Here is a 24,302-nt window from a genome sequence, read left to right on the forward strand (position 1 = left end):
GGTGACATTAAGTTGGCCAAACCTTCAAAAATCATTTTTGGAGGAATATTTATGAAAAAGTACGAGGAGTTAGCAAAGGCCATCGTAAAGAACGTTGGTGGAGAAAAAAACGTTATATCGCTTGCACACTGCATTACGCGGTTGCGTTTCAAATTGCATGATGAAAGCAAGGCGAATACTGAAGTCCTAAAGAATATAGATGGTGTTGTCACAGTAGTGCAAAGCGGCGGGCAGTATCAGGTTGTCATTGGCAATGCAGTTGGTGATGTCTATGATACAGTTCTGGAGATTTCCGGAATTTCGGGCAGTGCGGGAGCCGGCGAAGCACAGGGGAAGGATTTAAGTCTGCTCGACAGATTCATAGACACGATATCCGGTATCTTTACGCCGGTTCTTGGTGTATTGGCGGCCAGTGGTATGGTCAAGGGATTTACCGCTTTGCTTGTGGCTTTGTCGGTTGTTGATGCCAAAGGCGGCACATACCAAGTATTGACGACAGTCGGTGACGGATTCTTCTATTTTTTACCGGTTTTTCTTGGCCTTACGGCCGCACGCAAGTTTAAGATGAGTGAGTTCACCGCCATGGCTGTAGGTGCAGCACTCGTTTATCCAACCCTTTCAGCTATTATGAAAGGGCAGACCCTGTATGAAGTGCTGGGCGGAACATTGCTTGCTTCCCAGATCAAGATTGAATTTCTTGGTATCCCGGTCATTCTTATGAATTATGCATCGAGTGTAATTCCTATCATCATCGCGGTTTATTTTGGGGCAAAGATTGAACGTGCGATCGCTAAAGTTATGCCGACAGTGGTGAAAGGATTCATGGTTCCGTTCTGCACGCTGCTCGTCGTTATTCCACTGACTTTCATCGTAATTGGTCCAGTGTCAACTTGGGCAGGACAGCTTGTTGGTGCAGCTGCAACAGGCATCTTCAATCTCAGTCCGGTTCTTGCCGGAATTTTTATTGGTGGTTTGTGGCAGGTCTTTGTTATGTTTGGCCTGCATTGGGGGCTTGTGCCAATTATGCTGAACAACGTATCAGTTATGGGGTTTGATCCGGTGATTGTTACGTATTTTGGTGCTACTTTCGCACAGATTGGTGTCGTACTTGCAATTATGCTGCGCACGAAAGATAAAAAACTCAAAGCTTTGGCAGCGCCGGCATTTATTTCTGGTATTTTTGGTGTAACGGAACCCGCCATTTATGGTGTAACGCTGCCGCGCAAGAAATACTTTATTATCAGCTGCATCGGTGCAGCGATTGGCGGTGCCGTCATCGCGTTTTTCGGTGTAAAGCTTTTTGTTTTTGGTGGTCTTGGTATTTTCGGCTATCCTTGCTTTATTGATACGACAACGAATGATGTCAGTGGGATGTATTATGGTATTCTTGCGTCGGCTATTTCCTTTATTGCCGGATTTGTGATGACCTTTCCCATTTATCGTGATGAGAAAACGGAACAATCAACGGTTCCTGCAGAGGGAAAAGGTCAGGTTGTAAATTGGGAAAGCATTAAGGCACCGGTTGCAGGACACATTGTACCGCTGGAGAAAGTACCGGACGAAACATTTTCTTCGGGGGTACTTGGCAAGGGCGTTGCGATTGATCCGTCCGAGGGGCGTATAGTTGCTCCGGCGGATTGTACGATTGTTACTCTTTTCCCGACTGGGCATGCACTTGGGTTGATTACGGAAAAGGGCACAGAACTTCTCGTACATATCGGCATTGATACGGTGAAGCTTGAAGGTAAATATTTTACGGTTAAAACGAAGCAAGGTGAACATGTAAAAAAAGGCCAGACACTGATCGAATTTGATGTGGAAAAAATTAAGGATGCAGGATATTCGGTCGTTACGCCGATTTTAGTGACGAATCATGCACAATATCTTGATATCGTTCCAACAGAGGAAAAGATAATTAAAGAAGAGGAAAAGTTGATTACAGTCGTTGTATAAAATAAAGAAATGCTGGGGCAGGGCACGAGCGTTGTCCTCTTTGGCTTTTTTCAGAGGGAGAAATGCAAAGTGAATTGTAAAAAAATTTTTCATGCAGGTATAGCCAGTGTGCTTATAGCTGGGATGTTATGTGTTTCGGGTGTATCCGTTGAAGCGGCCGCCAAAGCAACACCTTCGTATCGTACAGTTACGGAGGTCTATGACTGGGGGGCAGCAGTTTCCAAGGTTATCGTTGATCTAGGGGAGGGTGTCTCTGCAAATGCAGTGGATAATGGAACCTTCAAAGTCTACGCGAAGCGTGTTTTAGCGGAAGGCGCAACGACACCAAAGCAGGCTATGCAGGCAAAAAACAAGATTTCTTTAGGATCAGAAGCGCAGAAAGACAGTGATCTTGAAGGATATCGTGAGGTCACGAAGACTTATGTATCCGATGCTGAAGGCAAAGCTGCTAACAGAGGACGCTATGTGACGATTGAGATGAAGGTTGGCCCGGATATTGCCATTGGATCGGCACTTAATTTCGACGTAAATAGTTTTTTTAATAACTGGGTAAAACCGGAATATACGATTACACAGATGAAAGATGCCGGTTCGGTAAAGGAGCTGGTGATTGATCATAATAAGGGGAATATACGTCCGAGCGTCGATAAATTCAATTATGCACATAAGATGTTTGGCCGGTTGTCCTATGGCTATGCAAGCTATGAGCCGAAAGACAACGAAAAACATCCGCTTATTATCTGGCTTCATGGTATGGGCGAGGGCGGAACCGATAGTCCTTCAATTCCAATTTCGGCAAATAAGGCGAATATGTTCGCGGATGATTCTCTGCAGTCGCATTTTGGCGGTGCTTATGTACTTGTACCGCAGGCACGTACCTACTGGATGCATGGTTATAAGGATTTTGGCGATGGGACATCCATCTATGAAGAAAGCCTTATGCAGCTCATTGAGGCTTATGTCGCTGAACATCCAAATGTTGATAAAAGTCGTATTTATATTGGTGGGGATTCCAATGGTGGTTATATGACGATGCTCATGATTCGTGATTATCCGGAGTATTTTGCAGCTGCTTTCCCAACTTGTGAAGGTCTGGCGGATAAATTAATCAGCGACGCAGATATCGAGGCATTCAAGAAGACTCCAATCTGGTTTACTGCAGCGAAGACAGATACAACGCTTCCACCAAAAGACTATGTCGTGCCGACCTTCCAACGTTTGCAGGCAGCCGGTGCGACGAATGTTCAGTTCAGTTTTTTTGACAATGTGATTGATCAGACAGGATTGTATAAAAAAGCAGATGGCTCAGCATATGAATATCCTGGACATTGGTCATGGATTTATGTGTACAATGATCAATGTGAGACTACCATCGGTGGGAAGACGGTGAAACTTATGGATTGGCTTGCAGCACAGAAAAAATAGCAGCTTTTACAAAGATGAGCATGGATTGCCTCAAATGGAAATGTAATAAAAAATAAATAAAATGCAGGAGTATGGCGTTGACGCTATACTCCTGATAGCATAAAAAGACAAATAATTCTGAAAAAAGGAGTGGATTTCATGAAAAAAACAGCGGCATTGGCGCTTACAATTGCTTTAGCCCTTGGCGGCGTGCAGGGAGAGGCTACTAAGACACCGGTTGTGAAAGTACATGCAGACGGTTATGAATTTGTCAAAAATGTGAATGGACCGGAAATTGGATATTCGAAAAATTCCGGGGTGAAGCTTTTGACAGTGGATGGAAACGTATTTAAAGATATGAACCGTAATGGCAAGCTCGATGAATTTGAGGATTGGCGTCTTACGCCGCAGCAGCGTGCCGAAGATCTTTCTCGGCAAATTAGTATCGATCAGATTGCCGGTCTTATGCTCTATAGTATGCATCAGCGTAATTTACAGCCGGAACTCAATGATGAGCAGAAAAAAATGTTGAGTCAGGATAACGTGCGCACCGTACTGAATGCGGATACCGGGGCAAGCGTTGAAACTACGGCAAAATGGAACAATGCAATGCAGGCCTATGCAGAAGCGCAGCCATTTGCAATTCCGGTCAACACAAGCTCCGACCCGCGCAATGATGCACGCGGCGATGGTGTGTATCTCAAGGGAACGACCGGTGGTGTATCCCGATGGCCAAGTAACCTGGGGCTCGCGGCAACCTTTGATCCATCAATTGCAAAACATTTTGCTCAGGTTTATGCGAAGGAATACCGCGCTATGGGCATAGGTACAGGTCTTTCTCCGCAGATTGACCTGGCAACCGATCCGCGTTGGCCACGGTTTTATGGTACATTCGGTGAAGATCCGGCACTTTCCAGAGATATGGCCCGGGCCTCGATTGATGGTGCACAGTCTACACTGAACACAGTAGGGAAAGACCTTGGCTGGGGCAAGAATAGCATCAATGTTATGATGAAGCATTGGCCAGGTGATGGTGTCGGTGAAGGCGGCCGCGAAGCACATTCGAAGTATGGAAAATATGCGGTTTATCCAGGCAATGATTTTCAGACACAGCTGATCCCGTTTGTTGAAGGGGGACTAAAACTCGATGGCAAGACAAAAGTGCCAAGTGCCGTAATGTCATCGTACTCGATTGCCTGGTCCGATGATGGTTCATTGGGGGAAAAAGTCGGCAGTGCGTATAGCAAATATAAATTGGATCTTTTGCGCAATACATATAAGTATGATGGTGTTATCTGTACGGATTGGGCTGTCACGCATTCACCGGGTGAGGGGTTAACTGGTCTTTCTACGGCATGGGGCGTTGAAGATGGGGATACGGAAGCGCAGCGTCACTATAAAGCTCTTATAGCTGGCGTCGATCAATTCGGTGGTAACAATGCAAAGCAGCCAGTGCTCGATGCCTATGCGATGGGGGTAAAAGAATATGGTGAAGCCTTTATGCAGAAGCGTTTCCGCACATCCGCTACGCGGCTCTTGCGCAATATTTTCCAAATTGGTTTGTTTGAAAATCCGTATCTTGATATACAGCAGAGTGTAGAGACTGTCGGCAATGCAGCAGATTCGGCGGCAGGCTATGATGCGCAGCTCAAATCCATTGTCATGCTCAAGAATAAGGAGGGGGTGATTCACGCAACAGCTGATCAAGAAGTAAAGAAAGCAACAGTGTACATTCCGATGGTGTATCGCCCGGTGATTGTTAATAAACGTTTTGGAACTTATAGCGCGGCGAATTGGAGTCTGCCAGTGAATCTTGCCGTTGCGCAGCAGTATTTCAATGTTGTGACGGACGATATTCCTTCACTTAGTGCCAAGGATAAGGATGGCAACCCGATGGCGGCTGTGCAGGATATTGTGCGTCTCAATCCGGCGGAAGTTGCAAAATGTGATGCCGTACTGGCTATAGTTGATACGCCGACGCCGGAGGGCAACAATTTTGATGGTCTTGGTTATGCTGATGATGAGGGCTATATTCCAATTTCTTTGCAATATGCTAAATACACGGCAGACTCCGCTGCTGTGCGCAAGACTTCGATTGCTGGAGATACGGGTGAAAATAGGTCTTATTATGGAAAAATGGCACGTACTATTAATGCACATGATCTTGATGGTGTAGTTTATGGTCGTGCTTGTGTTGCAGAAGCTGGCAAAAATATGCCGGTCATTACGTTGGTCAAAGCGATGAAGCCGATGATCTTCAGTGAGATTGAGCCTCTTTCGGATGCCATTCTTATGGGATTCAGTGTTAGTGATCAAGCGTATTTTGATATCCTTACCGGAAAAGCCGAGCCGCAGGGTCTTTTGCCAATGCAGCAGCCGAAGGATATGATTACCGTAGAAACACAACAGGAAGATGTACCGCGGGATATGGTGTGCTATAAAGACAGTGAAGGTCACAGCTATGACTTTGCTTACGGTATGGATTGGAAGGGAGTCATACATGATGAAAGAACTGCAAAATATGACGTGCCGGTGCTTAAAGCAAAATAAAATTTGATTTCTGGTAGGTAGTTTCCTCGCTCATGTACGTGACATCGTGAAGACTCATTGGATACGGGAGCAGAATTAGTCTATGTTCAAAGTGTTCTGGTTGAAAGAAGCCGATGAACTATATGATGCGTTGTTTGGGTGTAAAAGTTAAATTTATTTTATATTTATCATTTGAGCAAGGAAAAAAGCAGGGAATTGTTTAGAGATGGTCGTAGTATTATATCCAAGCAAGTTAAGTCTTAATGATCATTTTGATGATCATTTTACTATAATAATAGGAGGTTTGCGCATATGGTATTGATTCATTTAGCAGATGGTTTTGAAGAGATTGAAGCGATTAGTGTGATTGACGTTTTACGCAGGGCAGAGGTTGAGGTTCAGACAGTTTCTATCATGGGTCGAAAAGAAGTGCATGGGGCACATGGAATTACGGTATTAGCCGATACCTTGTATGAAAATGTGGCGTATACTGATGCAGAAATGTTGATACTGCCGGGCGGTGGACAGGGTACAAAAAATTTAGATCAGCATGCTGGTCTAAATGAAAAATTAGTGACCGCAGCAGCGCAAGGAAAATGGGTCGCTGCAATTTGTGCTGCACCGACTGTATTAGGTAGGCTTGGTATTTTAAAAGGAAAATCTGCGACTTGTTATCCTGGCTGTGAAGATGCATTGCAAGGGGCAAATGTGAGCAGCGCAAATCGTACGATCATCGATGGAAAAATTATTACTTCACGCGGTCCGGGAACTTCCTTGGATTTTGCTTTAACGCTTGTTGAACTATTAAAAAGTCGTGAAATAGCGGAGAAGTTAAGAAAACAAATGATCATTGATTAGTTAACTATATAAGTATAGCCGGTACTATTTAAGTTTTGTATGGCTTAAATAGTACCGGCTTTTTGTATGAATTGAACAGTTGTTGTCAAAGAAAAAGAAATGATATAATGCATTTAAGAAAAGAACGACTATAATGGAGCCAAAAATTTTGGCACTCGGACGATGTATTAAAATGCATGGAGGATTATTTGTGGGAAAGGAATTTAATGAATAATTTAGAAATGTTTTGAATATAAATGAAGTTTAATGTGAATTAAATTGAAAATAGTTAAAAAATAATGAACAGTTTAGAAGGAAAATGAATTGATATGAAGAATATATCCATCTGAAAAGCTTTTCAAGGGGTTGTCATAGGATGCAGGGAGGCTATTGGCAAGCGGGGGTCAAATTTTCAGGTGGAAGGAGGAGCGATAAGAATGATACCAGCAGCACGCAAGCAGGAAATATTAAATATGATTACCGAGGCAGAGTTTATATCTGCAGCAGATTTGGCGGAAAATCTTACGATTTCTTTATCAACGGTACGGCGGGGGTTGATTGAATTAGAAGAAGAAGGTTTGATTGTTCGCACGCGAGGTGGCGCCAGTACAACCAATTCTAATCTAGCCTTGGATACAGGTTTAAGTAAACGTGCTGTTGAAAGGCATGAAGAAAAAATTAAAATTGGGAAAAAAGCTGCTGAACTTATTCGTGATGCAGGATGCATCATTTTAGATGCCGGCACAACTACATTGGAAGTGGCACGAAATCTTTATCCCCAAAAAGCATTGCGCGTCATTACAGACAGTATTGAAATTGCTTATGAATTGCGTAATAGAGAGAATGTCATTGTGATTATGACTGGCGGCGTACTGAAGCAAGGGACATGTAATCTTTATGACGGACTAGGCGAAGAATTTTTAAAAAGCATGCATGCACAAATCTGTGTAATGGGGGCAATTGGATTTTCTTTAAAGAGTGGATTGACGAAGCATGAAATAGAGTCCTTAGGGCTTAGAAAAAAAATGCTTGAAATTAGCATTCAGATTATGTGTATCGCAGATAGCAGCAAATTCAAGGCTGACGGTCTTGTCAGTATATGTCCGGCGGATCTTGTGGATGTGTTAATTACGGACGCAGGAATATCGCCAAATCTTAAAAGGTCTTTTGAAGAGAAAGGCATTAAAGTAATTGTTGTGTAAATCACGGGTGAAAAGACTGAAATCATAAGGGGCTGTATTCTTTATAAGGTAGGAAACGGTAAAATAGTAAGAGAGGTGACAATGCGTGAAAGAAGGCATGTTGTTAGGCATTGATGCAGGTACTAGCAGCGTAAAAACAAGTTTGTTTACTGTACAGGGGAAGTTAATCAGAGAGCTGTCTTTTCCTGTGGATGTCTTAAACCCTACCAATGATCAGGCTGAAATCGATGTAGAACTTCTTTTCCGAAATTTGCTGAAGACAATCAAGGAGATTGTCGTGGATGTCGAAGACCAAGTACAAGCAATTGGTCTAAGTGTAACTTCACCCACTTTAATTTTCCTAGATCGGGATTTGCGGGCAATTCGTCCAGGGATCGTTTATCTTGATAATCGAAGTATCAAAGAAGTTGAGCAAGGGGTTGAAAAGTTTGGCGGCAGTAATATGTATTTTGCCAGAGTTGGAAATAATCCGAGTCCGTCTACTTGCGTGGCGGCAACGATCAATTGGATACGAAGTAATGAACCAAATACTTGGAATGAAACGGTTAAATTTGGCTTTTTAAATACGTATTTAGGCGCGCAGCTTACAGGAAATATTGCGGTAGATCCGACGGTTTCTTCCTACTCAGGTTTAATGAGAGTCAGAAATCCGTATGTTTGGGAACCTAAATTTTTAGAAATTTTTGATATTGATGACGATTATTTGCCGGAGATATTACAATCATTCGGCAAGGTTGGCGGTTTAAAGAAAGCAGTTGCCGAGTTATTAGGATTGCGAGAGGGAATTCCGGTTGCGATCGGTGCTGCAGATACTGCAGCGACGAGTTTTGCCCTAGGAGTAAATCAACATGGCAATGTTTTTCAAAGTATGGGAACTTCTGAGGTCATCACGTTTTGCTTAAATACGCCTAACTTTAGTCCGGCATTTATGAACCGAGGCCATGTAATTCCAGGCTTATGGTTATCGAATGGTGCAATGAGTACGGCAGGTGCTTCGATTAAATGGGTAATGAAAAATGTCTTTTCGGATTTTTCATCCGAGGAAGATTTGGAAAGTCTTGCACGATCGTCGCCGCGGGGGGCAAATGGATTGGTTTTTCTTCCTTATTTATGCGGTGAAAGAAGTCCGGTATTCGATACACGCGCATGTGGTATGTTCTTTGGTCTCAATATCAATACTTGTAAAGCGGATATCGTACGTGCGGTTTATGAAGGCGTTGCTTATGGGATGCAACAGATTTATAAAATCGGCAGCGATCGCTGGGATATTTCTCCCGAGTATATAAAATGTGTCGGTGGTGCTTCAAAGAGTGCATTGGCAATCCAGCTTAGGGCTGACGTGTTGAATACGCAGATTCGGACGATTGAATCAAGTAATACGGCAGCGTATGGAGCCGCGATGCTCGGTGCAATGGCAGCAGGAATTTATACGGAAATCGAAGATGTTCCATGTATTGAAAGTTATGGGAGAGTGGTTGAAGCAGATGCTGATAATGTAACTTTTTTTGATAAACATAGTTCTATTTATCGTCAGTTATATCCAAATTTAAAAGAGCTGATGAGAAAACAATATGATTTTCTCAATGGTGAAATTCCGAAATCTGTTTGATGAGAGCGAACAAAAGTAATTTGGAGGAATTTAAAATGTCTGAAATTTCAAATGATTCGAAAATAAATACGGCTGCTCAAACGGTGCAATTAAAAACGCATTTTCGCTGGGTTATCATGGGGATCATTTTTGTGACCTATGCGATAAATTATATGGATCGGACGAATATCGGTGTTGTACTCCCTTTTATTTCAGAAGACTTTGGTTTAAGTAATTTTGAAGCTGGTGCGCTGGCAAGTACGTTCTTCTTAGGATACGCTGCATCGCAGATTCCAGCGGGATTTTTCTTCAGTAAATTTGGAACACGAGGCTTGGTTTCGTTGTCTATTTTAGGATTTTCTTTGTGCACATATCTCATCGGGACGGCTTCTTCACCATTTATGATTAAAGTCTATCGGTTTTTGTTAGGGGTCAGCGAAGGCCCTACGCCAGTTGGTTGTGTATCAACAATTAACAATTGGTTTCCCGCAAAGGAAAAGGGAACAGCAACAGGCCTTTACATTGCCTCAACGATGTTTGCGCCAATTCTTGTGCCGCCGCTCGTAGTTTGGATCGCACTAGAGTATGGTTGGAGAAGTGTTTTTTTCTGGTTTGCAATACCGGGGCTTGTCATGGCGGTGATTTGGTATCTTTTTGTAAAATCTAGCCCAGAAAAAAGTGAGCATGTATCAGAAAGCGAGTTAGCATATATTCGCGAGTCAGATCTTGCACTTACTGAAAAAGTTGAAAATACAGTAAAAAGAAGCCTTGGCTGGATTGATTCTTTTATTCGGGCAAAAAAAGTGGCGATTTTGGATACCAATCTGCAGGTATTTAAGTCGCGAAATATATGGGGCATATGCATTGCGTATTTTTTAATGGTAAGTGTTCTTTATGGATTATTAACGTGGATTCCATCTTATTTAGTAAAAGAGAAAGGTTTCTCCTTCATGAAAATGGGGCTGGTTGCCGCTGCGCCCTGGATCGGTGGATTTATTGGATCGATTGTGGGTGGCTGGCTTTCTGATAAGGTTTTTCTGAAACGGCGTAAACCGACGATGATCATCACGACCTTATCAACGGCGATTATGATGGCTGTGTTAATTAATATTCCCAATGATCCGAATGCAGTAGCATTTGCCTTATTTATGACAGGTTTTTTAATTAATGTCGGTTGGCCTGCTTTTACGGCTTATCCGATGGGAATGTCATCAGGCAGCACATATCCTGTTGCCATTTCACTGGTCAATACAGGCGGCAATTTAGGTGGTTTCTTTTCACCCATGATCGCGGGATTGCTTTTGGATCAGTTTAATTCGTTTACCAATGTATTTATCTATTTTGGACTGGCTGCAGCATTGGCTTTTGTCATATTGTTGACACTTGATGAACCTGTTAATGAAGCATAGATTAAAATAAATAATAGAAATGGGACTGAACTGTCGCAGCTTTAATCGTTGCGCAATATATTTTTACCTTCTTTTGAAGTTTTTTTACAAAAATATAAAAATAAATTGAAAATAATTTTCAGAAAGATTATACTGTAATTAAAATAAAAGCTTAAGATAGAGGAAAATATTATGACAAATCAGTCCTGTTTTATAAAAATTAAAAATCAATTAAATTTTTTTACGAATTCAGAAAAAAAGATTGCATTGTATGTTTTGGAAAATTATAAGGAAGTTTTAAATTATACCATTACGGAGTTAGCGGAAAAAGTTCATACAAGTGATGCATCGGTCATTCGTTTTTGCAGAAGTATTGGTTACAAAGGGTATCAGGATTTTAAAATCAATATGGCAAGGGATATTGTTCCTGCGAATAAAATTTTAGATCCTGAGCTTGATCGTGAAGATACGCCGGAAGAAATTTGCCAAAAAATCTTTTTTTCCGAAATTGCCGTGCTAAAGGATACGTTAGCGGTCTTGGATATTGAAATGGTCAAATGTGCAGCGAGAGAGATTGTGCAAGCGAAACGTATCGAAATTTTCGGCAGTGGCGGCAGTGCGTTGGTTGGTTTGGATGCACAGCATAAATTTTTAAAGGTTGGTATGAAAAGTTTTGTTCATTGCGATGCGGATATTCAGGCCATGTCGGCTTCTTTGCTTGAAAAAGGTGATGTTGCAATTGGAATTTCTCATTCGGGAAGCAACCGTAATGTTGTGCATTGTATGCAACTTGCAAAGCAGCAGGGCGCAACTACGATTGTTATGACAAACCAGGGAAAATCACCATTGTTAAAGTTTGCTGATATTGTTTTGTTTACGGCAACAAAAGAGACTGCTTTTAAGTCAGAATCTGCGACAGCTCGTATTGCGCAGCTGGCGTTGATTGATACATTGGTTGCTATGATTGCTTTAGGAGATTATGAAAATTCCTATAATGCGATTCAACAAACCAGGAAGGCTACATCGGATAATAAGTTTTGATTTAAAAGGAGGTAGAGTAGGTTATGATGCGAGCCGTTGTTTTAGCGGGACCTAATGATTTCAAAGCAACGCAGATTGAAACGCCTGAAATTGGAGATCATGAGATCTTATTAGAAATGAAAAAAGCGGCAATTTGTGGAACAGATATCCGAATTTTAGAAGGAAAGAAGACGAAGGATGTTCGTTATCCCTCTGTTATCGGACATGAAATGTGTGGAGTCATTAAAAAAGTAGGAAAAGAAGTACGTGACTTTGCTGTAGGAAATAAAGTTGCAATTGCAAATGTGATTCCTTGTCATGCTTGTAACAGCTGTCTGAATGGCAGAGAGAATGCCTGCATGAATAGAAAGGCGATTGGTTACGAATTCAATGGAGGGTTTGCCGAGTATGTTTTAATTCCTGAAATTGCTTTGGCAAGCGGCAATGTGATCCGTCTTCCTGCGCATGTTTCTTTTGCAGAGGGTGCACTGATCGAACCTCTTGCATGTTGTATTCGGGGACTTAAAAATGCGGGAACGGGATTTAATGATACGGTATTAATTGTAGGTGCCGGCCCGATCGGGCTTATGCATTTGCAATTGGCTAAAATTGCGGGCGCTTGTAAGGTCATTGTGAGTGAACCTATTGCCTCCAGACGTGAGAAAGCAGAAAAACTGGGCGCTGATCTTATTGTAGATCCGACCAAAGAAATTCTGCAGGAAATAATCAGGAAGGAAACGGATGGTTTAGGCGTGGATGTTATTATGGTCGCAATCGGTGTGCCGCAAATTGTAAATTCAACGATTAAACTATGTAAGAAGGGTGGAACCGTGAATTTATTTGCCGGTTTTGCCGGTACCGGTGAGTGTACGATTGAAGTAAATACCATTCATTATGGTGAAATCAATGTCAATGGATCTACTGCCTATAAACGTCAAGATTATCTTGAAGCGGCTCAAATGGTAATCAATCAAAAAATAAATTTGAAAGAAATTGTTACACATACATTCAAAATTGAAGAATTTCAACAGGCTTATGAAGTTTGTAAGCGTGGTGAAGGATTAAAAGTTTTGATTGAGCCATGAGGTTGTAGGTTGTAGCTTAATAGAAAAAATTTAAATTAAAAGGAGATATGAAATTATGGCGATGTTAGGTAAAGCAGTTCGTATGAGCAGACTTGTGAATTCGAAAAGTAATAAGATGATGGCGATCACGGTGGATCATTCTATTTCAAGAGGTATTATGCATGGGTTGATTCCAATTCAGGAAACCATTGATAAAATTGTTGCCGGGGGACCAGATGCGATTACAATGACAAAAGGTATTGCAGAATTATGTCTTCCAAAACATGTTGGTAAAGTATCCTTGCTCTTAAAATGCTCGAGTTATTCACCTGTGCAGCCTACGTATGATGTATGCTTTGGTGATGTCGAAGAAGGTGTAAGAATGGGCGCAGATGCAGTATCCGTTGGTGCTATGTTGCTTGGAGATCATCAGGCGGAGCAGCTTCGCGATATTGGATTGATGTCCAAGCAATGTATGGCAGCCGGTATGCCGCTCATCGGGCATATGTATCCTAAAGGGGAATCGGTTCAACCAGAAGATCGCACGAAATGGGAGAACATTGCCTACTGTGTCAGAGCAGGCGCTGAATTAGGTGTGGATATTATTAAAACGACCTATACCGGAGATCCTAAAAGTATGGAAAAAGTGGTGAAAGCGTGTCCGGCACGCGTTGTTATCCAAGGCGGTGACATAGGAAATACCGCTGAAGAATATATAAAAATGACGCGGGAAGCACTGGATGTCGGTGTTGGCGGGGTTACATTCGGCAGATTTGTTTGGGAATATAAAGATATTACTTCATTAGTGAAGACCTTGCGCAGTGTAATTCATGAAAATTACAGCGTGAAAGAAGCAGTTGAAATGTTACATGATCTTGAAAGCGATGCCAAAAAAACGGAATAAGAATAAGTTGTAAGCATAAAGTATAAGAAACGGAAAACAGCGTAACTTTTGGACAAATTCTATATTTGTGGCTTTGGTTGCGCTGTTTTATTTAGAAAAGGAGTCGCATATGAAAATTGTAATTTTAGATGGCTATACAGAAAATCCTGGGGATTTAAGCTGGGCTGGATTTGAAAAGCTAGGGGAACTTACGGTATATGATAGAACGCCTCATGAAAAAATCATTGAACGAATTGCCAAAGCCGAGGCTGTAATCGTGAATAAGACGCCGATTGATAAAGCAACGCTTGCAGCATGCCCGAATATACGTTATATCGGAGTTTTAGCGACTGGATACAATGTTGTAGATGTAAATGAAGCGAAGGAAAGAGGCATTATCGTTACGAATATTCCTACGTATGGAACGGATGCTGTCGCGCAATTTGCGATTGCGTTATTACTAGAGGTTTGTCACCATGTAGGACATCATAGTCAGGCTGTTTATGCCGGTAAGTGGGAACATAATGTGGATTGGTGCTTTTGGGACTATCCATTGATTGAATTGGCAGGAAAAACGATGGGGATTATTGGATTTGGACGAATTGGCCAAGCAACAGGTCGGATTGCCAAAGCTTTGGGAATGAAAGTGATTGCGCATGATGCACATCAAAATGAGGCTGGGGCGATGATTGCAGAATATGTTTCTTTGGAGACATTGTTTGCGCAAGCGGATGTTATCGCTCTACATTGTCCGCTATTTCCATCAACCGAAGGTATGATCAATCGTGACAATATTGCAAAAATGAAAGATGGCGTTATCATTATCAATAATTCGCGAGGACCGTTAGTTTGTGAAGCCGATTTGGCGGAAGCACTAAATTCGGGCAAAGTATATGCGGCGGGACTTGATGTCGTTTCCACAGAGCCGATAAAAGGGGATAATCCATTGTTGCAGGCGAAAAATTGTATCATTACGCCGCATATCTCTTGGGCGCCAAAGGAAAGTCGGAACCGTCTGATGGATATTGCGGTGAACAATCTGACAGCATTCGTCAATGGGGATCCGGTCAATGTAGTAAATAAAGGTTGAGTTTTACAGAAAAATAAAAAGATCAACTTACGTTAAAAAATCCGTTTGTCTGACGAAGCTCGCTTCGGATTTTAGTAAGTTGATCTTTTTTCAAGTATTTTGGGGGTTTGATGACCGTTTTATATTCATTTTTGTGGTGCCTTTATAATTTACTAATTGCTTTCATTGCATTTTTGCTGAATTCTTTAACACTTATATCTTTACTAAAGTGGCTATCTTGCCACTTTGTATAATCAAAAGGTTCTTTAATAATTAAAGAAATAAAACGTTCTGCATCGACTTTACCAAGTTTGTCAATTAAGATACTCATACCTTCATTTTTGATAATACTATCAGTTTTCATCTTACTCAACCTCCAATCGGCTTATTAATTCTATAGGATTTATTATATCAATTTCGGAAATATCTTTATTTAATAACTTTTTATCTGTGGTAAGGTAATAATCACATTTAGAAGCAACGGCACAAGAGATATGCAGGGCATCTTTGGTTTTTATACCTTTTGTCTTAAGAGTTTCAGCGAATGTTAAGATATCTTTGGATTCAATTACGGTTTCAGTGGCAATATCTTTCCAAAGAATAATAGATTGTCTTCGAATTTCAAAAGGATTCTGCATATTTTCATATTCTAAAATATAGGACCAGACAAAATCGAGTTCCCGCTTTAGTATCTGTGCTTGAACATAGAGTTTGGCTTGTGTTTCCAAATGAATTTTTAATTGTGTTTGATCATCAAATGGTCGATTAAAGCAACAATTATCCAAATAGATTTTTAACTTTGTCGTCTTGCTATGTTTTTCTATTAAATCCATGCAAACACCTCATCCTATATTTTCTTTTAGCATAATCCAATCTTCTGATTTAACAATATGCTATTTGATTTTGTATGTCAATAAAATGATGCGTATAGAAAAAATTGTATTGGAAATATCGCGAGGTTGTATGTTTTTCTTTTGATTTGTGTAGAGTATCATTTTCGTATTGTTGGTTGTTGTCAAAGAAAAAGAAATGATATAATGCATTTAAGAAAAGAAATGAAAAACGAGACAAATGGTTTTAGTGGGAGTAGAGAGGAATAGATAGTATGGGTTTAACAGAACGGCAGTTTGCCGAAATTGTCGCTGAACATGGCGGACGGGTTTTTAGAGTTGGTGGCTCTGTTCGTGATCATTTTATGAGAGCAGTGCCCAAGGATATTGATTTTAGTGTAGTCGGTATGGTAAAGAAAAATTTTAAATTGCTTTTTCCCGATGCACAGGAATGCGGTAAATCATTTCCTGTTTTTCTTTTAGCGATTGATGGGATTAAGCGCGAGGTTGCTTTTGCTCGGACCGAGAAAAAAGTAGGTACAGGGTATAAAGGTTTTAGAGTGTCCGCCAAACCCAAAATTACGATTGAAGAGGATTTATATCGCCGGGATACGACCGTGAATTCGATGGCGCAGGATGCTTTGACGGGTGAAATTATCGATCCATATGGTGGGAGAGCCGATATCGAGGCAAAAATACTAAGAGCAACGAGCGAGCATTTTTCTGATGATCCTATACGTGCTTTACGCCTTGCCGGACAAGCTGCGCGGTTTAATTTTACTGTGGACCCGGGAACGCTTCCGCTTATGTCGGCGACCAAAGAGGAGCTTGCCGAGGAACCCGTAGAACGAATTGTTGCTGAGCTAGGAAAGGTTTTATCAGAAGCACAAAAACCGGCAATGTTTTTTGAGATTTTGGCAAGAACAGCGTTACTTTCAGTTACATTTGCAGAACTTGCAAATATAAGCGAAGCTATTTTTGCAAAGGCTATGACACAGTTAAATGCTGTAGCACATGAAACGAAAGATGCTAAAATCAGGTTTGCAGCCTTCGGCGTCACATTAGATAAGGAAAGACTTACTGCATGGAATACTGCGATGACATTGCCAAATGATTGGTTAAATGCAGCAAGTATTGTCAACGAACTTATAACTGAATTGGAGAAGGCGACACCGGAAAAGATTTTTGATGCCATGCAAAGGCTAAGACGTGGTTCGCTTAATCTCGAAGAGTTCGATTTGATTACCAAAGGGACGAATTTAAATGTTTTACAGTTGTGTCCTTTGAAAAAAGTCATGGTACTGCCGAAGGATGAAGCTATTCCTCCGGAGTTGAAAGGAAAAGAGATTGGGGAATGGCTGAAACAAAAACAAATCGCACTGCTTAAAAATTATTTAAGTCGTGCGATTGAATAATGCGTTTTGAGAAAAACTATAGATTTTGAGCTTTTATTCATTCATAAAGATGTAGGGGAGCAAGATCATGACATTGCAGCAGCTAAAATATATTATTGAAATTGTAAATTGCGGATCTATTAATGAAGCCGCAAAAAGGCTGTATATTACGCAGCCTAGTCTATCTAGTGCGGTCAAAGAACTTGAAAATGAAGTTGGCATCGATCTATTTATTCGGACTTCCAAGGGAATTCAACTTTCGCGGGATGGTGCTGAATTTCTTGGTTATGCCCGGCAGGTTGTGGAACAGGTTGGGCTTTTGGAACAACGGTACTTGAACAAAAAGCCGTATCGGCAGCTTTGTTCTATTTCTACACAACATTATGCTTTTGCCGTCAATGCGTTTGTTAATTTTATTCAGAAAAGCGGTGCAGAAGAGTATGAATTTACGCTTAGAGAGACGCGAACTTATGAAATTATCGAAGATGTCAAAAATTTGCGCAGTGAAATCGGTATTATGTATAAGAATCCATTTAATCGCAGGGTGATAGAGAAATTGTTACGGGAAAATCGGCTTGATTTTCATCCATTATTTACGGCAAAGCCCCATATTTTTATTAGTACGCAAAATCCGCTTGCGAAACAAAAGGTTGTAACCTTGGAAGATTTGCAGGAATATCCATATCTATCTTTCGAACAGGGCGAGTTTAACTCTTTCTATTTTTCAGAAGAAATTTTGAGTACGGTATTTCGTAAAAAAAGTATTCATGTCAGCGATCGGGCGACTTTATTTAACCTGTTAATTGGGCTGAATGGGTATACAATCTCTACTGGAATTGTCAGTGCGGATTTAAATGGTGATAACATTATATCGGTACCGCTAGACGTTGACGATCATATTCAGATCGGCTGGATTTCCAATCATCGCACGCAGCTTAGTAAACAAGCGAATGCTTATTTAGATGAATTGAAGTCTGTAATTTTAGAATATGGGCTTTATGTGGAAGAATAGGTCATAAGTAAAATTGATTTCTCAGTGCAATATATTTCGCCTGAACGTTTGTGCATAAGCCCGCAATGCGGCTTTGCTTCTACCACCGTCCCCCGGCTTTAGATGCTTTGGTCAAAAAAGAAGGAGGATGTTGCCTTAAGATTGCAGCATCCTCTTTTGGATTGATTTAATTCAATTGAATTGTAGCGATATTTTCAAAGTCTAATGTCACGATGGCTGTATCAAATTGAATTTCAAATAAAATTAAAAATTGTCCGGCTTGCTCTATGGTATCTTTATAGTCGGGAATTTTAGCTATGAAATGATCAGCGATGTCAAAGATGGTTTGTTTGCTTTGTTTCACAATCCCTGTTGCTTTTACATGTTCATTACCGTGATGCGGGATGGTTGTAAAAGCAACTTTTTTATTTTGCTCAAATTCTTTCACTTTTTCGTTATCGCCAAAAGTAGCAAAAAACAAAAGGTTGGTAGTACTGTCAAAATAAAAATTTACGATTCTAACATTCGGTGTATTTTCTACGCTGGTCGCCAGCGCAATTTCTGTCTGTGTTTCTAAAATTCTTGTTAAATCATTTTTTGTAACCATAAAATTACTCCTTTATCTTATTTATATTTATACGATACTATGAAAAGGTGTCAATTTGTGATACCTTTTAAAAAGGATAATAAACTAGGAGTCAGAACATATGCAAAAATCAGAACGGTTAAATGATATGATGCTGTATTTAAATGACAAAAATTCATTTCACTTGAAAGATATTATGGGAAAATATGCGATTTCAAAAAGTACGGCAATACGTGATCTCAAATCATTAGAACAGATTGGAATGCCGATTTATTCGCAGGTAGGGAGAAATGGTTACTATGGAATTTTGTCCAATCGTTTGCTTTCTCCGATCGTGTTTACAGTAGATGAAATGTATGCATTGTATTTTTCTATGTGTACATTGCGTGCATATGAATCAACCCCATTTCATCTGCACGTGGAAAAATTAAAAGAAAAATTTGAAATGTGTTTATCAGAGGAAAAAGTTGAGGCGGTTCACAAAATGGAAAAAGTCCTCACTTTAGGTGTTTTAAAACATCACAATAGCAGCGTGTTGTTAAAGGAAATTTTACAAATGGCGATAGAGGAAAAGGGCTGTGAAATTTTATATAAAAAAGAATCTGCTGATACGTTATATGTCGTGCAATTTTTTGAAATTACCTCTGCATATGGGCAATGGTATGTAACTGCACATAATTTTGCAACAAATCGGCCCCAAGTATTTCGGTGTGATAAAATCATTTCAATGAAGCAGACCCTTCAATATGCTACGAAAACGATTGATGAATTAAAGAAAGCGGGAGTGAAAATTTTCAGAAATCAAGCTGCAATTGATTTTGAAGTTGTTATAACTAAAAAAGGTGTGGATTTATTTCACAAAGAACATTATCCTTCTATACAGCTTTATATGGAGGAAGAAAAGTTTTTGCTTAGAGGTTTTTACAATCAGGGCGAAGAAAATTTTATCGCCAATTACTTGATTGCATATGCCGAAAACATCATCTCAATAAAACCAGACAAACTTAAGAATTTACTTTGTTCCAGAATTGATGCGCTAAAACAATATTATACGACCATATAATATTGTTTTGGCATCCAATCTTAACATTAACTTTGTTGAGGTGCTATAAGGTACTTCGTATACATGTCGAAGTATAAAGGTTAACTTATTTAATAGAATTGGTTTACAAACGATGGGGAGCGAGGTACAATAATAACAAAATGGTAAACTTTTAATGATGAATAAGTTAACGATGAACGAAAGGGATACAATTTATGGGTGCAAAAGAGATTGTTGAGCTTGGTGAAAAGGTTTTATCTGGACAAGAAATCAATGAAGAAGAGGCTTTATATTTGGCGGAAACTTGTGCAGAAGACATTCCCTTACTTGGGGCTTATGCAAATAAGATCCGTAGTAAGTTTGCAGGGGATAAGGTTGATATGTGCGGCGTAATCAATGCACGTTCAGGTTTATGTTCAGAAGATTGTAAGTTCTGCTCTCAATCCGTATATTATCAGACGGATTCTCAGCCATTTTCTTTAATATCAAAAGAGGCAGCTTTTGCCGCTGCAGAAAAACTTTTTAAAGCTGGTGCAGAGCGTACGAGTATTGTTACGAGCGGAAAAGGAATGGAAGATGATCCGGATTTTGTTTATATTGTTCAAATGCTACAGTATATTTTGTCGAAATCTAAGATGAAAATTTGTGCGAACTTGGGAACCATTAACTACGAACAGGCAGTTTATTTGAAAAAAATAGGTATTAAGAGGTATGCACATAATCTTGAAACCAGTCAAAACTTTTATCCGCAGATATGTACAACGCATCCTTATGAGGAACGATTTGATACCCTGACAGCGGTGAAAAAAGCTGGATTAGAGCTTTGTTCAGGCGGTATTATTGGGTTGGGCGAGAGTTGGAGTGATCGGATCAGTCTTGCACTTACGTTGCGCGCGCTAGATGTGGATTCTGTTCCGATTAATATATTAAATCCGATCAAAGGAACGTTATTAGAATATCAAGAGCCATTATCTGTATTGGATATTTTAAAGACATTTGCTATTTTCCGATTTATTTTACCCGATAAAATTATACGCCCGGCAGGAGGGCGCGAAGTGAATTTACGGGATATGCAGGGCGCTGTTATGTTAGCGGGGGCAAATGGTTTAATTGTTGGCAATTATTTAACGTTTGGTGGTCGCGATATAGAAAAAGATTTTATGATGGTTAAAGATGCAGGCTTGTGTCCTGAAATGAATTAGGGGGTAAAACGATGAGTTATGATTTGATTTTTTCCTTGGGGAAAAAGGTTTTGGATGGTGGGCAGCTGACGCTTGAAGAAGCGTTGCAGCTTACACAAATTCATGAAGATGATATTCCGATTTTATTGGGGGTCGCCAATAAGGTGCGAATAAAATTTACCGGGAATCAAGTTGACACTTGTGAAATCGTCAATGCCCGTTCAGGTGGCTGCTCAGAAAACTGCAAATTTTGTGCACAATCCGCCCATCATAAAGTAGAGTTTGAAAGATATCCGTTAATGCCGGAAGATCAGATCATAGATGCCGCAAAGGCTGCTGAATCTCATGGCGCATATCGTTTTTGTGTTGTAACGGCTGGGTGTGGGATGAAAGCGGATTCGGATTTTGTTAAACTTACCGATGCAATTAAGCGGATTGGGCGAGAAACAAATTTAGAGCGTTGTTGCTCACTTGGAATTTTAGAGCCGGAGCATGTCAAAGCTTTGAAAAAAGCTGGGATCACACGCTATCATCATAACCTAGAGACAAGCAAAAGTTATTTTGATCAAATTTGTACGACACATACTTATGATGAACGTGTTAATACAATAAAACATATTAAAGCTGAAGGATTGGAAGTCTGCTCAGGTGGTATTATCGGCTTAGGTGAGAGCTGGGAAAATCGAATAGAGCTGGCGTTTGCACTGAAAGAATTAGACGTGGACTCTGTGCCGATTAATGTCTTAAATCCCGTAAAAGGAACTGCACTTGAAGACCGTTTACCCTTGAAACCAATGGAAGTTTTGCAGACGTTTGCAATATTTAGATTGATATTGCCTACAAAAATTTTGCGTTATGCGGGTGGTCGTGAAAAAGCATTAGGAGAACTGGTACCACTTGGTTTTCTTTCAGGCATCAATGGAATGCTGATCGGCAATTATTTGACCACCAATGGACGTGGTGCGAATCGCGATATTGATACGATTCGGGAATTGGGATTGAAACCGATTGTAGAGCAGGCATTATAGGCGAACATAATGATATTTCCATATGTTTTGGAATATGTGGAAGTATGAGTATGAAAATTTGTCCGTATAATAGTAACTTTAATAGGTTTCATAACGAATAGATTTTTAAACGATCTAATTTTATGGTTATTTACGTAAAAAACAATAGAATATGGATTTGAGCAGAAAATAAAATGTAGAAATCACTGATTTTAAAAGAGTATTTCATTAATTGTGGCAGGAATTTTTTCTGGAAGCAAAGAATGTAGTAAGTGTGTATTTTAAATAATACTTTTTAAATAGGAACAATTGTTTAAAATTTGTTCCAAAAAAGTAAGAACAAAGGAGAGATACTATGCAATTAAAAGGAACAAAAACAGAAAAAAATCTAGCGGCGGCATTTGCAGGTGAATCTCAGGCAAGAAATAAGTATACATACTTTGCATCCGTTGCCAAAAAAGAAGGTTATGAGCAAATCGCTGCGATATTCGATGAAACAGCAAATAACGAAAAAGAGCATGCGAAACTTTGGTTTAAAGCGCTCGGGGAACTTGGTGACACGCCTGCGAATTTACTTCATGCTGCCGAAGGTGAAAACTATGAATGGACAGATATGTATGACGGTTTTGCCAAAGATGCGGAAGAAGAAGGATTTACTGCTTTAGCAGCGCAATTTAGAATGGTTGCAAAAATTGAAAAAGCGCATGAAGAAAGATATCGTGCACTGATTAAAAATATAGAAATGCAAAAAGTATTTGAAAAATCCGAAGAAAAAATCTGGGAATGCCGCAATTGTGGACATCTTGTAATGGGCAAAAAAGCACCTAAGATGTGTCCTGTTTGCGCACATCCACAAAGCTTCTTTGAAGTTAGAAAAGAAAATTATTAATTAAATACAAAGGGACGGTGGTAGTGTCTTAAAGGATAGGACGATACCACCGTCCCTTTGCCGTCCCCTCGGCTTCGGTATCAAAAGAAAGCCGAACAAAAATAATAAATCGAAAGTTGCTAACAAGGAGGGGTATAATGAGATTAGGCGCAATAGTATTAGATAGTGATAACATTGAAGAATTATCTGATTTTTATGCAAGCATGTTAGGGTGGACTAAAAGTAGCCAGATTCATGAAGAGGAAAAATGGATTACTGTAATAAAAGCGGATTATAGCGAAACACCTTTAATATTTCAAGAAAACCCTGATTATAGCAGCCCCAAATGGCCATCCAATAAGGACGAACAGCAACAAATGATACATTTGGACTTTTATGTTAGAATGGATGAATTTGAAAGTAAAATAGAGCACGCAATTCAGTGTGGAGCTAAAATCGCGGAAAGCCAATTTTCAAATAGATGGAAAGTGATGATAGACATTGCCGGACATCCTTTTTGCATTATTCCAATACCAAAAGATATATATGAACAGCGATATCGTTAAATGAAAATCTTAATCTCCTAGCTATGCTGGGGGGAACAGAGTAAAAAGACGAGGGGACGGTGGTAGTGTCTTAAAAGATAGGACACTACCACCGTCCCTTCGTCCTTCTTTCGTCCTTGAATGGATAGGGAAATAAGATAAAAGACCTATGGTGTAAATATCTTTTAATGGTAAAATAATGAATATTAATGACAGCTTTTGCGACATGCTTATATTGAAGGGGTGGACAAGAGCGAGGCGCTGTAGTCTGATTGGTCAAGATATGGTGATGGAGATTAGTCATAGTAAACGAAGAAATGAAAGGATGATATAGCGATGAAAAAAGTATGGATGATAACCATGGTTTTGTTGTTGGCATACTCTAATTTGGTTTTTGCCGCGCCCAGTGAGTCTGAAGTCGTAGCGTCATTTAAAAGCTATGTAGACCAGGAAGTCAAAAAAGCAATGGATAGCTATAAAGGGCAGAATTGGCTGGTTTTCATAATTAATAAGAAACAACCACCTAACTGGCTAGAGCCGCCATTTTGGAGGATAGTGCACTTTACAGTGAATGGCGAGTACACGATTGATCTTCGTAAGAATGATTCTTTGATTAGACCCTATGTTGGAATATTGAAAATTGATAAAGTCAATTATTATGAGGATTTTTCCAGCCAAGAAGCTGCTGCGCAATGTGATTCGCCCAAATATCGGGATACTGACCACTATACATTTAGTATTGCCTATCAAGAGGATAAATGGGTAGTCACTAAAGTTGAGTTGCAATATGACGGTGAGCAGGATACAAATAGTATTTATGATGTATTGAAGCTTAAACCTCAAGTGAATCATCTGTATTAGAGGAACAAGAGATTATGGATTTATAACCCCAAAATATCGTTTGTTGAAGATAGATTGTGG

General features: G+C 40.0%; 22 protein-coding genes. 19 read left to right on the forward strand and 3 right to left on the reverse strand.

Annotation, left to right across the window (positions count from 1 at the left end; translation table 11 throughout):
* Nucleotides 1-51: 51 nt before the first annotated feature.
* The 11 genes from BN6559_RS12805 to BN6559_RS12855 all read left to right on the forward strand — a co-directional run bounded on the left by BN6559_RS12805 (nt 52) and on the right by BN6559_RS12855 (nt 14,958).
* A complete protein-coding gene (locus BN6559_RS12805; RefSeq protein WP_110956401.1) occupies nt 52-1,953 on the forward strand; it encodes a beta-glucoside-specific PTS transporter subunit IIABC in 1,902 nt (633 codons plus the stop codon).
* Between the two features lie 69 nt (nt 1,954-2,022).
* The gene (locus tag BN6559_RS12810) at nt 2,023-3,378 is read left to right on the forward strand and encodes a prolyl oligopeptidase family serine peptidase (RefSeq protein ID WP_199883986.1); all 1,356 of its coding nucleotides are present in this window, start codon (nt 2,023-2,025) and stop codon (nt 3,376-3,378) included.
* 138 nt (nt 3,379-3,516) lie between these two features.
* Nucleotides 3,517-5,907, forward strand: a complete 2,391-nt coding sequence (locus BN6559_RS12815) for a glycoside hydrolase family 3 protein (protein ID WP_110955083.1) — start codon at nt 3,517-3,519, stop codon at nt 5,905-5,907.
* A 291-nt stretch (nt 5,908-6,198) separates the two neighbouring features.
* Nucleotides 6,199-6,744 carry a DJ-1 family glyoxalase III gene (locus BN6559_RS12820; RefSeq protein WP_110955084.1) on the forward strand — a complete coding sequence of 182 codons (546 nt, stop codon included), beginning with the start codon at nt 6,199-6,201 and terminating at the stop codon, nt 6,742-6,744.
* 416 nt (nt 6,745-7,160) lie between these two features.
* Complete coding sequence (locus tag BN6559_RS12825; protein WP_110955085.1) at nt 7,161-7,925, forward strand: DeoR/GlpR family DNA-binding transcription regulator; 765 nt, start codon at nt 7,161-7,163, stop codon at nt 7,923-7,925.
* Between the two features lie 85 nt (nt 7,926-8,010).
* Nucleotides 8,011-9,534, forward strand: coding sequence for a xylulokinase (locus BN6559_RS12830; protein WP_110955086.1), 1,524 nt, complete (start codon nt 8,011-8,013; stop codon nt 9,532-9,534).
* Nucleotides 9,535-9,569: 35 nt separating this feature from the next.
* Complete coding sequence (locus BN6559_RS12835) at nt 9,570-10,922, forward strand: MFS transporter (RefSeq protein WP_110955087.1); 1,353 nt, start codon at nt 9,570-9,572, stop codon at nt 10,920-10,922.
* Nucleotides 10,923-11,093: 171 nt separating this feature from the next.
* Nucleotides 11,094-11,942 carry a MurR/RpiR family transcriptional regulator gene (locus BN6559_RS12840; RefSeq protein WP_110955088.1) on the forward strand — a complete coding sequence of 283 codons (849 nt, stop codon included), beginning with the start codon at nt 11,094-11,096 and terminating at the stop codon, nt 11,940-11,942.
* A 23-nt stretch (nt 11,943-11,965) separates the two neighbouring features.
* Nucleotides 11,966-13,006: a zinc-binding dehydrogenase gene (locus BN6559_RS12845; RefSeq protein WP_110955089.1), complete on the forward strand. Its 1,041-nt coding sequence runs from the start codon at nt 11,966-11,968 to the stop codon at nt 13,004-13,006.
* Between the two features lie 55 nt (nt 13,007-13,061).
* Nucleotides 13,062-13,889: a class I fructose-bisphosphate aldolase gene (locus BN6559_RS12850; protein WP_110955090.1), complete on the forward strand. Its 828-nt coding sequence runs from the start codon at nt 13,062-13,064 to the stop codon at nt 13,887-13,889.
* A gap of 109 nt (nt 13,890-13,998) precedes the next feature.
* On the forward strand, nt 13,999-14,958 hold the full coding sequence (locus tag BN6559_RS12855) for a D-2-hydroxyacid dehydrogenase (RefSeq protein ID WP_110955091.1): 960 nt from the start codon (nt 13,999-14,001) through the stop codon (nt 14,956-14,958).
* A gap of 142 nt (nt 14,959-15,100) precedes the next feature.
* On the opposite strand, the gene BN6559_RS12860 is transcribed toward BN6559_RS12855, so the two are convergent.
* Nucleotides 15,101-15,301, reverse strand: a complete 201-nt coding sequence (locus BN6559_RS12860) for a hypothetical protein (RefSeq protein ID WP_110955092.1) — start codon at nt 15,299-15,301, stop codon at nt 15,101-15,103.
* A 1-nt stretch (nt 15,302) separates the two neighbouring features.
* Nucleotides 15,303-15,770, reverse strand: coding sequence for a PIN domain-containing protein (locus BN6559_RS12865; RefSeq protein ID WP_110955093.1), 468 nt, complete (start codon nt 15,768-15,770; stop codon nt 15,303-15,305).
* Nucleotides 15,771-16,042: 272 nt separating this feature from the next.
* Here BN6559_RS12865 and BN6559_RS12870 point away from each other — a divergent pair, with 272 nt between their 5' ends.
* Complete coding sequence (locus BN6559_RS12870; protein ID WP_110955094.1) at nt 16,043-17,182, forward strand: tRNA nucleotidyltransferase/poly(A) polymerase family protein; 1,140 nt, start codon at nt 16,043-16,045, stop codon at nt 17,180-17,182.
* Nucleotides 17,183-17,249: 67 nt separating this feature from the next.
* Nucleotides 17,250-18,173 carry a LysR family transcriptional regulator gene (locus BN6559_RS12875; RefSeq protein WP_110955095.1) on the forward strand — a complete coding sequence of 308 codons (924 nt, stop codon included), beginning with the start codon at nt 17,250-17,252 and terminating at the stop codon, nt 18,171-18,173.
* Between the two features lie 166 nt (nt 18,174-18,339).
* On the opposite strand, the gene BN6559_RS12880 is transcribed toward BN6559_RS12875, so the two are convergent.
* Entirely contained in the window at nt 18,340-18,759 is a 420-nt protein-coding gene (locus tag BN6559_RS12880) for a pyridoxamine 5'-phosphate oxidase family protein (protein ID WP_110955096.1), read from the reverse strand.
* 100 nt (nt 18,760-18,859) lie between these two features.
* Here BN6559_RS12880 and BN6559_RS12885 point away from each other — a divergent pair, with 100 nt between their 5' ends.
* The 6 genes from BN6559_RS12885 to BN6559_RS12910 all read left to right on the forward strand — a co-directional run bounded on the left by BN6559_RS12885 (nt 18,860) and on the right by BN6559_RS12910 (nt 24,242).
* Complete coding sequence (locus tag BN6559_RS12885; RefSeq protein ID WP_110955097.1) at nt 18,860-19,801, forward strand: helix-turn-helix transcriptional regulator; 942 nt, start codon at nt 18,860-18,862, stop codon at nt 19,799-19,801.
* A 194-nt stretch (nt 19,802-19,995) separates the two neighbouring features.
* Complete coding sequence (gene bioB, locus BN6559_RS12890) at nt 19,996-20,982, forward strand: biotin synthase BioB (protein WP_110955098.1); 987 nt, start codon at nt 19,996-19,998, stop codon at nt 20,980-20,982.
* An 11-nt stretch (nt 20,983-20,993) separates the two neighbouring features.
* The gene (gene bioB, locus BN6559_RS12895; RefSeq protein WP_110955099.1) at nt 20,994-21,989 is read left to right on the forward strand and encodes a biotin synthase BioB; all 996 of its coding nucleotides are present in this window, start codon (nt 20,994-20,996) and stop codon (nt 21,987-21,989) included.
* A 334-nt stretch (nt 21,990-22,323) separates the two neighbouring features.
* Complete coding sequence (gene rbr / locus BN6559_RS12900; RefSeq protein WP_110955100.1) at nt 22,324-22,857, forward strand: rubrerythrin; 534 nt, start codon at nt 22,324-22,326, stop codon at nt 22,855-22,857.
* Nucleotides 22,858-22,994: 137 nt separating this feature from the next.
* Complete coding sequence (locus BN6559_RS12905; protein WP_110955101.1) at nt 22,995-23,402, forward strand: VOC family protein; 408 nt, start codon at nt 22,995-22,997, stop codon at nt 23,400-23,402.
* 315 nt (nt 23,403-23,717) lie between these two features.
* Nucleotides 23,718-24,242 carry a hypothetical protein gene (locus BN6559_RS12910; protein WP_110955102.1) on the forward strand — a complete coding sequence of 175 codons (525 nt, stop codon included), beginning with the start codon at nt 23,718-23,720 and terminating at the stop codon, nt 24,240-24,242.
* Nucleotides 24,243-24,302: the final 60 nt, after the last annotated feature.

Origin of the sequence: Massilibacillus massiliensis (assembly GCF_900086705.1) — a bacterium.
GTDB lineage: Bacteria > Bacillota > Negativicutes > FLKF01 > FLKF01 > Massilibacillus > Massilibacillus massiliensis.

Coding starts and splice junctions, on each gene's coding strand:
- BN6559_RS12815 (WP_110955083.1), top strand. CDS start 3,517: ATGAAAAAAACAGCGGCATTGGCGCTTACAATTGCTTTAGCCCTTGGC.
- BN6559_RS12825 (WP_110955085.1), top strand. CDS start 7,161: ATGATACCAGCAGCACGCAAGCAGGAAATATTAAATATGATTACCGAG.
- BN6559_RS12905 (WP_110955101.1), top strand. CDS start 22,995: ATGAGATTAGGCGCAATAGTATTAGATAGTGATAACATTGAAGAATTA.
- BN6559_RS12885 (WP_110955097.1), top strand. CDS start 18,860: ATGCAAAAATCAGAACGGTTAAATGATATGATGCTGTATTTAAATGAC.
- BN6559_RS12860 (WP_110955092.1), bottom strand. CDS start 15,301: ATGAAAACTGATAGTATTATCAAAAATGAAGGTATGAGTATCTTAATT.
- BN6559_RS12865 (WP_110955093.1), bottom strand. CDS start 15,770: ATGGATTTAATAGAAAAACATAGCAAGACGACAAAGTTAAAAATCTAT.
- BN6559_RS12875 (WP_110955095.1), top strand. CDS start 17,250: ATGACATTGCAGCAGCTAAAATATATTATTGAAATTGTAAATTGCGGA.
- BN6559_RS12820 (WP_110955084.1), top strand. CDS start 6,199: ATGGTATTGATTCATTTAGCAGATGGTTTTGAAGAGATTGAAGCGATT.
- BN6559_RS12805 (WP_110956401.1), top strand. CDS start 52: ATGAAAAAGTACGAGGAGTTAGCAAAGGCCATCGTAAAGAACGTTGGT.
- BN6559_RS12850 (WP_110955090.1), top strand. CDS start 13,062: ATGGCGATGTTAGGTAAAGCAGTTCGTATGAGCAGACTTGTGAATTCG.
- BN6559_RS12880 (WP_110955096.1), bottom strand. CDS start 18,759: ATGGTTACAAAAAATGATTTAACAAGAATTTTAGAAACACAGACAGAA.
- bioB (WP_110955098.1), top strand. CDS start 19,996: ATGGGTGCAAAAGAGATTGTTGAGCTTGGTGAAAAGGTTTTATCTGGA.
- BN6559_RS12835 (WP_110955087.1), top strand. CDS start 9,570: ATGTCTGAAATTTCAAATGATTCGAAAATAAATACGGCTGCTCAAACG.
- rbr (WP_110955100.1), top strand. CDS start 22,324: ATGCAATTAAAAGGAACAAAAACAGAAAAAAATCTAGCGGCGGCATTT.
- BN6559_RS12870 (WP_110955094.1), top strand. CDS start 16,043: ATGGGTTTAACAGAACGGCAGTTTGCCGAAATTGTCGCTGAACATGGC.
- BN6559_RS12855 (WP_110955091.1), top strand. CDS start 13,999: ATGAAAATTGTAATTTTAGATGGCTATACAGAAAATCCTGGGGATTTA.
- bioB (WP_110955099.1), top strand. CDS start 20,994: ATGAGTTATGATTTGATTTTTTCCTTGGGGAAAAAGGTTTTGGATGGT.
- BN6559_RS12910 (WP_110955102.1), top strand. CDS start 23,718: ATGAAAAAAGTATGGATGATAACCATGGTTTTGTTGTTGGCATACTCT.
- BN6559_RS12845 (WP_110955089.1), top strand. CDS start 11,966: ATGATGCGAGCCGTTGTTTTAGCGGGACCTAATGATTTCAAAGCAACG.
- BN6559_RS12840 (WP_110955088.1), top strand. CDS start 11,094: ATGACAAATCAGTCCTGTTTTATAAAAATTAAAAATCAATTAAATTTT.